The sequence below is a fragment of the Providencia sp. PROV188 genome (genome assembly GCF_027595165.1).
Lineage (GTDB): Bacteria > Pseudomonadota > Gammaproteobacteria > Enterobacterales > Enterobacteriaceae > Providencia > Providencia lanzhouensis.
On record NZ_CP097291.1, the window covers coordinates 531191 to 543775 of the forward strand.

12 protein-coding genes are annotated in these 12585 nt (G+C 45.7%); 8 read left to right on the forward strand and 4 right to left on the reverse strand.

What is annotated here, in order from left to right:
* The first annotated feature begins 49 nt into the window (after positions 1 to 49).
* From M5X66_RS02340 to M5X66_RS02360, 5 genes are read left to right on the forward strand one after another with little or no spacing between them, the layout of a single operon-like run.
* Positions 50 to 778 carry a fimbria/pilus periplasmic chaperone gene (locus tag M5X66_RS02340; protein WP_154599646.1) on the forward strand — a complete coding sequence of 243 codons (729 nt, stop codon included), beginning with the start codon at positions 50 to 52 and terminating at the stop codon, positions 776 to 778.
* 31 nt (positions 779 to 809) lie between these two features.
* Positions 810 to 1202 carry a hypothetical protein gene (locus tag M5X66_RS02345; RefSeq protein WP_036955200.1) on the forward strand — a complete coding sequence of 131 codons (393 nt, stop codon included), beginning with the start codon at positions 810 to 812 and terminating at the stop codon, positions 1200 to 1202.
* The gene (locus M5X66_RS02350) at positions 1195 to 1725 is read left to right on the forward strand and encodes a fimbrial protein (RefSeq protein ID WP_154599644.1); all 531 of its coding nucleotides are present in this window, start codon (positions 1195 to 1197) and stop codon (positions 1723 to 1725) included. Before M5X66_RS02345 ends, M5X66_RS02350 begins: the two co-directional genes overlap by 8 nt.
* Positions 1725 to 2258 carry a fimbrial protein gene (locus tag M5X66_RS02355; protein ID WP_036955195.1) on the forward strand — a complete coding sequence of 178 codons (534 nt, stop codon included), beginning with the start codon at positions 1725 to 1727 and terminating at the stop codon, positions 2256 to 2258. Before M5X66_RS02350 ends, M5X66_RS02355 begins: the two co-directional genes overlap by 1 nt.
* Positions 2259 to 2271: 13 nt before the next feature.
* On the forward strand, positions 2272 to 3336 hold the full coding sequence (locus tag M5X66_RS02360; RefSeq protein WP_270103846.1) for an adhesin: 1065 nt from the start codon (positions 2272 to 2274) through the stop codon (positions 3334 to 3336).
* 2 nt (positions 3337 to 3338) lie between these two features.
* On the opposite strand, the gene M5X66_RS02365 is transcribed toward M5X66_RS02360, so the two are convergent.
* Entirely contained in the window at positions 3339 to 4112 is a 774-nt protein-coding gene (locus M5X66_RS02365; protein WP_036955189.1) for an AraC family transcriptional regulator, read from the reverse strand.
* Positions 4113 to 4317: 205 nt separating this feature from the next.
* On the opposite strand from M5X66_RS02365, the gene M5X66_RS02370 reads away from it, so the two are divergent.
* From M5X66_RS02370 to M5X66_RS02380, 3 genes are read left to right on the forward strand one after another with little or no spacing between them, the layout of a single operon-like run.
* Positions 4318 to 6729, forward strand: a complete 2412-nt coding sequence (locus tag M5X66_RS02370) for a DMSO/selenate family reductase complex A subunit (RefSeq protein ID WP_036955185.1) — start codon at positions 4318 to 4320, stop codon at positions 6727 to 6729.
* A complete protein-coding gene (locus M5X66_RS02375) occupies positions 6726 to 7364 on the forward strand; it encodes a DMSO/selenate family reductase complex B subunit (protein ID WP_270103847.1) in 639 nt (212 codons plus the stop codon). Before M5X66_RS02370 ends, M5X66_RS02375 begins: the two co-directional genes overlap by 4 nt.
* Positions 7361 to 8236 carry a dimethyl sulfoxide reductase anchor subunit family protein gene (locus tag M5X66_RS02380; protein WP_036955178.1) on the forward strand — a complete coding sequence of 292 codons (876 nt, stop codon included), beginning with the start codon at positions 7361 to 7363 and terminating at the stop codon, positions 8234 to 8236. Before M5X66_RS02375 ends, M5X66_RS02380 begins: the two co-directional genes overlap by 4 nt.
* A 33-nt stretch (positions 8237 to 8269) precedes the next feature.
* On the opposite strand, the gene M5X66_RS02385 is transcribed toward M5X66_RS02380, so the two are convergent.
* From M5X66_RS02385 to M5X66_RS02395, 3 genes are read right to left on the reverse strand one after another with little or no spacing between them, the layout of a single operon-like run.
* A complete protein-coding gene (locus M5X66_RS02385) occupies positions 8270 to 8971 on the reverse strand; it encodes a fimbrial biogenesis chaperone (protein WP_270103848.1) in 702 nt (233 codons plus the stop codon).
* A gap of 11 nt (positions 8972 to 8982) precedes the next feature.
* The gene (locus tag M5X66_RS02390; protein ID WP_036955173.1) at positions 8983 to 10059 is read right to left on the reverse strand and encodes a fimbrial protein; all 1077 of its coding nucleotides are present in this window, start codon (positions 10057 to 10059) and stop codon (positions 8983 to 8985) included.
* An 11-nt stretch (positions 10060 to 10070) separates the two neighbouring features.
* Positions 10071 to 12578, reverse strand: coding sequence for a fimbria/pilus outer membrane usher protein (locus M5X66_RS02395; RefSeq protein WP_036955171.1), 2508 nt, complete (start codon positions 12576 to 12578; stop codon positions 10071 to 10073).
* Positions 12579 to 12585: the final 7 nt, after the last annotated feature.

Consider the following 12585-nt stretch of genomic DNA (forward strand, 5'->3'; position numbering starts at 1 on the left):
ATGTCAAAAATAACGAAATTTTTATTCTCTTTAATCTATGAGGTTGATTATGTTGAATTTTAAACCTATTTTTGCAGCATTGATAAGCGGGCTTATTGGAATACCACAAGCCTCTTATGGCGCGGTGACTCTGGATAGAACGAGAATTGTTTTTCCGGGTAATGAAAATTCTATTAACGTGCGCATCGCGAATGATAATCCCGAAGAAGCCTATTTAGCGCAAAGTTGGATTGAAGACCTTCAAGGTAAAAAACTCACTCAAGGCGCGATCCTTGCCACGCCACCATTACAGCGGATAGAAGCCAATAGCCACAGCCTAGTGCGCTTGAGCAAAACGCCATTATTAAGCCAATTACCCGATGATAGAGAGTCCGTTTTCTATTTCAATTTGCGTGAAGTTCCGCCGAAATCCACGGAAGAAAATACACTGCAAATTGCGTTGCAATCCCGCGTCAAATTGTTCTATCGCCCTGAAAAAATCCTCGAAGCTTCTCAAACCAAATGGGCGCACAACATTACGTTGCAAAAAACGGCCAAAGGCTACCGTTTGAATAACACCACGCCGTTTAACTTAACGGTGATTGGGGTGGGGAATAGCAAGAAACAGTCGGAAGAGAGCAGCTTCGAGGTTGTTATGGTCGCCCCTAAATCCACATTCGAGATTAACAGCCACACGCTGACCACCCCTTATCTCACTTACATCAATGACTATGGCGGCAAGCCAACACTGGTATTTCGTTGCCAAGGAGACACCTGCACAGTCTCCGGGGAACAGTAATAGAACCAAGGCATAAAAGGGGAGAATGAGGATGAATATTATCCGGTTAGCTATCGGGATTATCACAATGACCGTAAGTGCTTGGGGGCAAGGAGAGGAATTTCTAGGCAGCGTGCCACCCACTGAATCCCATTATGAATCTTCACAGGCGGGCTGGTTTTTGGTGAATGCCACGCTATTCAATGCCCCGTGTGGTTTAACGGTAGGGAAAACGCTGACGTTGACCCATTGCGGCGCAGGAGTTGCATTCAGTGAAAATAAACATGGAGCAAAAACACCGGCAATTTTGCTCGTGGTGGATATGTTAACGGGGGAAGAAACAGTGCGTTACCCCGTGGCACTTATTGATGGAAATAACCCCGTTCAGCTTCCTTCTGTGATTGAGAGTGCGCATCCACTGCGACTGGAGGTGAGTTATGAGTAAGGTAACCCTGTTTTGGTGGCTGCTAGCGCCCCTTTTCTGGAGCTTTTCGACTCAAGCTAATGCGCAATTTCTGGATGTGGAATTTAGCGGAGAGTTAGTGCATTTATCCTGCAAAGTGAGTGCAGGTTCCGTCAAAAAAGAGATTCAATTAGAAAATTTACGTATGGAGTCTCTTAATCTGGGGGAGACCAGCGTTATCACGCCGTTTTCCATTGAAATTGACCATTGCCAGCGTGCGGAGCTGGGAAAGCTCATCAAGATAGCGTGGCATGGAACGCAGCTAGTGAATATTGATGGGGATAACTACCTTATCACTCAAGGTGATAGCGGCGTGGTACTGGGGATTATGGATAGTAAAGATAAACTCATTGATTGGGATGAGCCTATTGATGTGGGCAGCGTTGCAGTGGTGAATGATGAGCAATCTTTGTCCTTTGGTGTGGTAGCGCGCAAACCTCCTTATGGTTACGTTGGCACAGGGAATTTCTCCGGTTGGGCTACATTTTCCGTGGAGTATAAATAGTGAAGCAAATCAATAAAATCAGGAAGTATTGGTGGGGTTTTCTGATATTTATCTCACCGGTGGTTAATGGGGATGTGTTTGTGGATGTCGTGGCGACAATGGTCGACCCTGCTTGCCACGTACGTAGTGAAAATAACGATTCACCACTGCAAATTAATTTTGGGGTGGTTGAAATTAATGGCGCGCCAGGGGTTTCGTTGACCAAAGATTTTCCGGTGTATATCAGTGGGTGCTCAGGGAGAAAAACGTTGTCGGTGTTACTCAACCCAAAAGGTTATGGAACGGAAGAGTACCAAGGTCGCCAAATCTTATCCACCAGCGCAAAAGGGTTGGGGATCGATTTTTTTGATATCACGGATGGACTAACATTTCCTTTAGAGCTCAATCAAATACAAACTATTACACCACAACCTATCAGCGCGACGGAGCACCGTATTAATCTTCAAGCAAAGTTGGTGAACACTCGACCACTAAGCCAATTACCCGCAGGAAGATTTACGTCGGCCATGATGATCTCAGTCACTTATCACTAATGGGAACAGCAATATGTTGACAATTAAATCCATAGCGCGGGCAGGTTGTTTAGTCGGAGGAATACTGTCAGCGATGATGGCTCATGCAGATTATGCGGCACAAATTATCGATCCTAATACGGGCTATACCATACGCGTGAATAACAGCAGCACGCTGGCGGATCACCCTGATAGGGGGTCTGACGGTCAAAATTATTATCAAGTTGGAGAGCCTTTTGTGGTAGATAGTAACCTTGCGGAACCGACCGGTATGGTGAAGTGTGTCGGGCGCCGCTGGGGAAGTACAAGCACGCAAATTCTGCCAGCAAATGCGTTTCATCGATTATTCATGTATGTGCCTGAAACGGGGTTTTCGATTGCAGGACTCAAAGCGTATCGGTTGAACGCCAACCTCGTGATGACGGTGCAATCCGACATGATGGAATGGACGAACCGCAGCTCCGGTGTGTGCTCAATGTCTTATGCAGATACACAATTTGAGGTTCCTCGATTTAATAACCATTTTCCTATCATCATGACGTTTTATATCAAAGAGCAAATTATCGATGGGCAGTTGATTATTAGTGAAATGCCATTAGCGGGTTACGTGCGTGCATTTACCAATCCAAAAGTGGCGCCACCTTATGATAGCTGGCCGCTTCACGAATCTTCTGTGCCATTACGCTTGGCGGCTTCGCAAATTAATATCGGTGCAAAATGCACATCCAGCACCAGCAGCGGGGAGCAAGGGATATTAAATTTACGCCATGGGCAGTTAAACAGCTTGTACTATGACAACCGTGCTAGCGGTCAAGTCACCTACAGTTGCCTCTTCCAATCGGCAACTAAAGTACGGTTACGCTTGGATTACACGCAGGATGATGACCCTCAAAAGCGCTTACCGATGAGAAATGAGGCGAACGATACGATCTACAGCGATTTGGTGATCACTGATCTTGAAACGGGGGAATCCGGTAAAGAGATCAAAGCGGAGATTCACAGCCTGAAAGAGTTCGAAATCAGTAGCCACCTGCAAGGGGAAAATGCCCAAGCGGGTGACTATCGTGGTTCTGCATGGCTGATTGCCACCTTGGATTAAGGTTAGGACTCAATACGCTGAATAAAACTCGATGGGGTTTGTCCGAGCCATTTCTTAAACATGGTTGAGAACGAACCCACATTGTTGTAACCAAGATCAAACGCCACTTCAGTGATCGATTTACCTGCTGAAATTTGGCTAATGGCACTCAGTAAGCAGGCTTGTTGTCGCCAATCTGAAAATGACAAACCCGTTTGCGCCCCAAAAAAGCGGCTAAATGAGCGGTCGCTTTTGTGCAGTTTTGCAGCCCACTCTTGGGGAAGCGAGGTAATTTGCGGTGATTTTAAAAATTCGCGGCACAAGGCTGCGAGGCTTTCATCTCGCGGGATCGGGGCAAAGAATGGTAGCGGCTCGGCGCGCGCCACTTCATGGAGGATCAGCTGCATCAATGAGCCATCTCGTCCGTTAAGATCATATTCCAGTGGCACATCAACCGCTTCTAATAGCAATTGGCGAAGTAAAGGCGTGACGCGCAAAACTTCGCATCGATTGCCTTGGCGGGGCGCAGCCGCAGGTTCGATATATAAACTGCGAGTGCTGACATTCAGCATCCGTGTTTCATGGGCTGTATTTTCAGGGATCCACACGCCACTGTCGGGGGGAATAACCCACTCACCATCTTCAGTACTCACCTCAATTAGCCCCGTTGCCCCATATAAGAATTGAGCGCGGCGATGCTTATGAGAATCCAACAGCACGTTGGGTAAGTAATCTGTCGCGAGTGCGATAACATCCCGAGCGACACTATCAATGGTACTCAGTGGAATATTTCTCATTGTAATTTTGGTTACCGTCGTTTATTGGCTGAAATTCAAACATAACGAATTATTTTCTGAATATAGGCAAAATTTATTGATATAACCACATGTTTCACGCGGTTGGCTGAAATTCCAATGCCTTTGGCGGTTTTTCAAAAGTTGGCTCAGTGGGAAATGTTTACGCTATCGCGGCAACCTAATGTACGCCAGAGGTAGAGTTATCATGAAAAATTATAATGATCAGAGTGAACATCTGATTGAACCATTGACCCGTCGTCGGTTTATTCAAGGCAGCTCTGCACTCATGGCTGTCCCATTTATTGCCACGAACACGGTCGCTTCAACACCAGAAAACTCCAATATTATCCCTACGACCACCTTACCGAATGACGGTGAGCGAGTGGTTTCCACATGCAGCAGTTTTGACTGCGGCGGAAAATGTGATATTCGCGCCCACGTTAAGCAGGGTGTTGTTACGCGCATCAGTACACGTCCTGACGGGGATCTTGATGAAGAGATGCCGATTATGCGTGCTTGTGTGCGCGGACGCAGCTATCGCAAATTTGTCTACCATCCGAACCGCTTAAAATACCCAATGAAGCGAGTAGGCAAACGCGGTGAAGGGCATTTCGAACGAATTAGCTGGGAAGAAGCCACCACGCTGATTGCTGAAAATATGCAGCGAATTAACCAGCAATATGGTCCTGCATCGCGATTTGTCAGCCTAAGTACTGGGGTGACGGGCGGCATTTTTTCAGGGGCGAATATGTTACGCCGCCTGTTTAATTTGACGGGGGGATTTCTCGAAAATTACCACTCTGTCAGTAACGGCAACACTATGGCAGTGACGCCCTACACTTATGGCACCTCGGCGAGTGGCAGTACGTTAGACACATTGGAAGAGACTCCGCTGGTGATTTTATGGGGACATAACCCAAATGAGACTATTTTCGGGCATACCAACCATTACTTCCAAAAAATGAAGAAAAATGGCACCAAATTTATTGTGGTGGATCCGCGCTACTCCGATACCGCGTCTTCGTTAGCGGATCAGTGGATCCCGATTTTGCCTACCACCGATAACGCCATGATGGATGCCATGATGTACGTGATCATTAGCGAAGGTCTGCATGATCAGGCATTTATCGATACCTACACCGTTGGCTTTGATGAGCACCAAATGCCTGATGGTGTACCGGAGAATGAATCCTTAGTCGCCTATTTGATGGGAAAAAAAGATGGTGTGGTGAAGACCCCTGAGTGGGCGGAACCGATTACCAAAGTGCCTGCACAAACCATTCGCCAACTGGCTCGTGAATATGCCACAACCAAACCCGCTGCCTTGATGCAAGGGTGGGGACCTCAGCGTCATATTTGTGGAGAACGCTCTGCGCGTGGTGCGACATTGCTGGCAACCATTACGGGAAACGTCGGTGTGAAAGGGGGTTGGGCTGCTGGTTATGGCATGGCCGTGACGCCTGATCTTCGTAAAACACTGGCGGGTCCCAGCCTATTTGAAAACCCCGTTAAAGCGAAAATTAATATTACTAACTGGGTACAAGCCTGTGAGGATGCCAGCCTAGTCACACCGGATAACGGCTTAAAAAATGCAGAAAAACTGGATACCGAAATCAAAATGATTTTTTCCCTTGCGGGAAATTACATGACGAACCAGAACCCCGATATTCGCCATGCCGCCAAAGTGCTGGAGGATGAAAATAAGGTTGAGTTTATCGTCTACAGTGATTTGTATATGACGCCAAGCGCCAAATATGCCGACATCTTACTGCCTGAAACCAGCTTTTTAGAACGCTGGAATGTCGGCGGGACATGGGGTACAGGGAACTACATTATTCTGTCTGAAAAGGTCGTGGAACCTGAATTTGAGCGCCGCAGTGATTATGAATGGCTCTGTGATGTGGCAAACAAATTGGGTGTGGGTGAAAAATTCAGTGAAGGGCGCACGGAAAAGCAGTGGATTGAACATCTGGTCAATGATGCTCATGAAAAACGTCCTGAAGATGGAATTCCCACCTTTGATGAATTGCTGGTTAAACGCCGCCATCTTTTGAAACATAAACCCCACACGGGGCATGTGGCATTTGAGAAAAATATTAAAGATTTAGCCAATAACCCGTTTGAAACCCCATCGGGCAAAATCGAGATTTTTTCGAAACGTCTATATGACCGTAATGACCGCGATATTCCCGCACTCTCTCATTATGTGCCTGCGATTGAAGGCCCTGAAGATGCTCTAACGCAGCAATATCCGCTGCAATTGATTACATGGAAAGGGCGCAACCGCGCGAATTCCACTCAATTTGCGAACCCGTGGTTACAAGAGGTGCAGCGCCAAGAGTTGTGGATCAATCCGATCGACGCGAAGCACCGCCAGATTACGGAGGACGATCGCGTGAAAGTGCATAACGATCGAGGGGTTACGATGGTACCCGTCAAAATTACCTCGCGGATCATGCCAGGAGTGGTGGCACTACAAGCGGGAGCCTGGTGGCAGCCAGATAAAAATGGTGTCGATCAAGGGGGATGTGCCAACGTTTTAACGTCAGCGCGCAGTACGGCAATGGCGCACGGTAATGCCCATCAAACCTTATTGGTGGAGGTAGCAAAAGCATGAGTAAATTCCACGTTTATCCCGCAGTGAGCGACAAACAACTCGGGTTTTATATTGATTCGGCACGCTGCTCAGGGTGTAAAGCGTGTCAGGTGTCCTGCAAAGATAAAAACAATCTCGAAGTTGGACGTAAATTTCGTCGAGTTTATGAAATTACGGGTGGGGAATTTATCGAAAATGGCTGCGGTAGCTGGGAGAACAATGTGTTCGCCTATACCTTGTCTATTTCGTGTAACCATTGTGCTGACCCAATGTGCGTGAAAAACTGCCCAACCACGGCAATGCATAAGCGTGAAGGGGATGGCATCGTGATGGTGAATACGGATAAATGCGTGGGGTGCGGAACTTGCGCGTGGTCGTGTCCATATGGTGCACCGCAGATGAATCCTGAAACCAAACAAATGTCCAAGTGCGATTTCTGTATTGATTTACAACTGCAAGGGCAGACTCCCGTGTGTGTGGCGACGTGCCCACTCGGTGCGATTCAGTTTGGTCCCATTGATGAGCTGCGCGAACGGTTTGGTTCGCAAGCGGATGTGAAAGGGCTGCCAGACTCATCCATTACTCTCCCTAATTTAGTGATCCACCCGCACCAAGGGGCGGGGCGTCATACCGTGATCCAAGGAGCGAAAAAATGAATGAATGGCCACTATTGATATTTACCTTGTTGATGCAAGCCTCTATCGGGCTAAGCGTGATGCTGGGGATTTGTGCAAAAAGATTGGCGACGACTCTGGGTGGAAATATTCCTTCGAGCTTTCTGCTGCGCTATTTATTTATCGCTTGTGTGCTAGCGGGAGTGGGGTTGCTCTCCTCCATTACACACTTGGGAGTGCCACTTAATGCGCCTAATTCGTTATTAAACATTTTCTCCTCTTGGCTCAGTCGTGAAGTGGTTTTTACGGCAACTTACTTTACGTTCTTGGGCCTCACTTTTTTGTGGATGTGGTTTAAAAAACGCCTGTCCTATGGGTTACTGGGGCTGGCGATTATCGCGGGGCTGTGTGATGTGTATGCGATGGGATCGATTTACCGTTATACCTCCATGTTAGTGTGGATGAATGACAATACCTACCTGATGTTTTATGGGGCGATGTTGACCCTAGGGGCGGCAGGGTACTATTTATTGGTTAGCTTCTTCCTGAAAGATAAAGGTCAAAATAGGGCGCTCGCATTATTGATGGTGGTGGGCGTGAGCTTAGTGGTTCGTTTGATTTATCAACCATTCTACGAAAACTATTTGCTGGAAACCGCTTACACCAATGAATCCGTCACTTTTCCCATTGATTCAATTAATGCTTATCAACAAATTTGGTCACTGCGTTTAGCCAGTTGGGTGGTTGGGTTCATTGCCATTGTTGCTATCGGCATAGGGGCATTTTACCGAATTAAAGACGAGGCACAGGGCGTTCTGATTGGGCGTAGCCAATATGTTCTTGTGGTGGGTTGCGTTTGTGCTTTGATTGCTGAATTCATGCTGCGTTACTGTTTTTATACAATCCATATTTAAAAATGAATAACCGAGCCAGATAGGTTCGGTTATCTAATTTACGCTTAACGCATGGGTGACTAAGCCACCTTGATCATTGATATACACTGCAATAAGTTTGCCATTTTGCCGATGACTTCCTTCTAGCTTTTCGGTTGAATATGGTGGGATCATAATGCTTTTCGCGATGGGGGTATTTTGGTTATTTTCATAATAGAGCTGTGAAATATTCAAAAAATAAGGCGTGGGATTTTTAATTGAAAGCTGACTCTCGGAATGCAACGCACTCACGTTATTGATAAACGACTCTATGCCATTGGCAAGCGCTGCAGGTCGATAAAAAACTTTGATACGAATTTGTAGCGCCAGCTGGATAATATTCATTCCTTCTTTATTTTGAGGTTTTGGTGAAATATCAAGTACATTCAGGTAAAAAACGGATTCTCTATCTTGTGGTAAATCCCCACCAATAAATCGAATCCGTAATTGCGTACCATCATGAGCGGCGATTTTGGTCACCGGGGGGGTCACAATAAACGGTGCCTCTGTCGTTTCAGGGGTGGAATGGATATTGCCCTCATCAATCCAACTCTGGACTAAGCTTGCGTGTTCACTGTCATTAATGGCTTGAATATTGGCAGATTTTTGGTCGCTTAAGTAAATCAGACGCGTTTTTTTGAGCATTAAGCTCGCGTGCGTTTGTGAGCTAAGAAGAAGCAATATTAAACCGTAAATAATTCCTTGAATATACTGCATTTCTCATCCTTCTAATTGTATGACATGACCACAGTTGCGGTGCTGGATACAGGGCCTTGCGTCACGATGGCAGGGGTATAAGGGTAATAGTAAGCTCCCATGTTGAGGGTAAATGATGGGGAAATGGGACTTCCTTTTGCCACAGTGAAAATAGACGTTGCGGTACTTTGTGCTGACACGCTATTGGATAGAGTGATAGGCGTATTAGGATTACTCGCCATAACGAGTCTAAAACCTACACCGGCAGCGCCTTGGCTGGCGGTGTTATTCATGGTGGTTTTATCCGCCGCGAGTAAGCTGCTGCTGGATAAGAAAATATTGATATCCCTTGATGCGTTGCCTCCCGCAAGAAAATCACTGCAAGTGAAGTTGAGATTAAAGGGGGTGTAACCTGCGCGCGTTGCTGATTTGACGGTACTGATGCTGACGGGAGGCAGAGTCACCACTAAACCTTGGTTTGAAAAATTACAGGTGGTGGTAATAGGGCTATAAGTCACTTGAACGGGTTGTAAATAGATATCATCAGGCTGAGTTGTCCATACAAATCCCAGTAAAAATGCTAAGAGCCTAGCCACCACATCAAGAAGCCATTGTACAAGACCTAAAGTAGATGCATCCGAAGCAAAAACAACAGGGTTAATGGTTGCGGTGCTTCCTGCAATTTCAATATAGTTCGAGCTTGGTTTGACGGTCACTAGGGTAAATTGCATGGTGAAATTTACATTGAGTTCATTGGCATTGTGGGTACCGGGGGACAAGTTTGACACATTATTTTTTTCTAATTGGGTGACGGTGACTTCGACTAATTGCTTACCCCCATTAAATCCCACGGTCGCTTTTCGACCTTGAAATGGTGAGGCAATACCTACGACATTGGGGAGTAATCCATTATTGGTACAAGTAAATGTACCGGAAAATATGGTTCGAGAGTCTTTGGTCACGACAGTCGATGAGCTGGTTAAATCGTTTGATAAATTAAAAGCAATCGGGGATGCCGTGACGGTTGACGCTTGTCGGCAGTTAGCGGAAGCATACTGGCTGACGGCAAGTAAACTTGAAAATAATAGTGCCAATGTGGTTTTTTTCATTGGATTTTCCTTTATTGACAGCGGTTTTTACCTTTATCCATCGTGTTAACCGGTTGATGGATCACGCACTCTTTCTCCCCTTTCAGCTTGATGTGCAAGGCTGAAGGTAGCTGTTCACTCTTAAGGTACAGCACGCCAGATTGCCCTACATATCCTATATTTTGCTGTTGTGGATCGACGACTTCAGTACCGAATGGCAGGCTGTGACCATTGGCTAACTCGCCTCGTAAAATAAAGGTTTGTCGAGTGTCTGTTTCTAATTTGATGTAGTTAACTGCACCTTGATACGGGCTGATGTTCGCCATATTTCCGAGGACTTCAGCGCCTGCCGTGTTTTCGGTATCAGACAGGGTATATGAGTTAGCGCGATAAGGGGTGCTGTTGGTCACTAGTACCACACCTCGCTGATTGGTTAGCGTGGTTTTATCGTCATTTACCATCATATTATTGGCCATTGGGGCATCAATGATGGTGTAGGTATCTCCAGTATCACCCGATAAGGCGATATGGTTAGGGATAGCGACCAAGGTACCTCGGGCGCCTAATCCTGCCTGGCGATAATCATTCGCTTCGGTATAAGAACCGGATAATGTGGTGTAAGGGTGTTTATAGGTAATATTTCCACCGAGGACATTGTTGCCCCCAGACTGATTTGTGCCTGTTACGGTGTAATTAACTTGGTTATCTTTCCCCGCGATGCCACTGACACTCAAAGCCGTTTGTTCATAGTGAGAATCAGTAAAATAGCTACCTAAGCTAACGTTAGCGCGTTTTTCGAATAGGCTAATGGGAACGCTGATATTCATATAAACGCGAGTTTCTTCTTTATTATCATAATTACGCACCCGTGATACGGATACGTTGTAGGAAATGTCGTTGTAGTTGTTGGCATAACCGACTTGATATTCTCGGCTACTGCCGTGAGTGTTCCAGTAATCACGATGGGTACCAGAAACAAAAACAGAGCCATAATCGTTGCCAAGCTGCTGATTCAAGTTAATGGTGAAGGTATTTTTCGCTCGTGAGCCACGTAGGGCATCGAAGTTGCTTAACGAAAGATCTGAATTGTTATTATTATTGCCAATTGGGTTAGCATTTTGGTCTTGATATCGCTGCCATGCTTTGTAGTTATCATGAGAGTAAATTGAATCAACAAAGCTATAGTAGCCGCTAGTGGAATAGCGGTATGTGGCGAGAGTTAAACTGGTTGAAGTGGCATCAATAAATTTACTGTAGGTTAAACGATAGCTTTGACCACTCTTATCTCCACTATCCAATTGAGTTTTGGCGTGAGTGACGTCCGCGGAGATAGCACCAAAGCGAAAGTTCCAACCACTTCCAATGACGGCGGAATAATATTTCTCACTGAGTAGAGCGCCTGAATAGAGCGTCACCAAGTTATTCAAGCCGTAATGATATTCGCCTTGAATAAATTTAGGTTGGTATGAGGTATTGTCGATTTTTGCTTGCCCAGCAAGAACGTTATAGTTGGAAACACCTTCTTTGAGCATGTCTGGTACAGCGGAGTAGGGTACAGAAAATGACTCTTTTCGACCATCGGCTTCTTGTATTACCACCAATAAATCACCGCTTCCCGCACTAGGTTGAATATCGTTAAATGCGAACTCTCCTGGCGGCACGTTTTCTTGATAGACCAAATACCCATTTTGATAAACGGTGACTAAGGCGTTGGTTTGTGCGACGCCCCGAATAATAGGAACAAAGTTTTGGCTTGAGTTTGGCAACATGCCCACTTCCGTTGCGAGCATAATGCCTCGCATACGAATGCTATTAAATAGCGCTGTTGGTGTATAAAAATCGCCAGCCTTTAGCCCTGAATTAATCTGGCTGATTGGGCGGTATACATAGCGGGTGTTATTGCGCCATTTTTGCGAGCCATGGGATGAATAGCGATAACTGGATTCATCACGAAATTGCCACGCACCTAAATTGACACCCGAGTTGAGGGTGGCATAGAAATTCTCATTATTTCTCTTTTCGTGTTTCTTCTCTTTATAAGTGTAATAGTTTGTATTATAAGCAAAAATAATGGCGGGTACGCCATGTTGCCACAAGCTGGGATCGACATAACCAGATTCAGATTGTTTAATCGACACTTGTGGAACGGTAATGTTTAGTCGTAATTCACTGATTTTAAATTGGTAATGTAGATTGGGTGCCAGTGAGCTGAGCTGAACATATGCATTATTCTCAGGCTGATCTACTTGGTTAGGTGTGGTTTTTAAACCGAGCTTAGGGACATCACTTTGCGCAAGGCTGATCTGCTTACCATTGTCTTCAACATTGATGTCAAACTGCCCTTTCCAAACCTGATTAACATAGATATCCGCAAGCTGTTTGCCCGCTGGAATTTGTCCATCAGAATAGAAACGAGAAATATCTCCTTTCGCAGATTCACCCACCAAAAGGGAGGTATCGAATTCATCTGCAAATGCATTTTTTAGATAAGTCTGTAGCCCTATTAAAATAAGGATGTAGAGATAATTTTCTTTTTTCATGATGGTT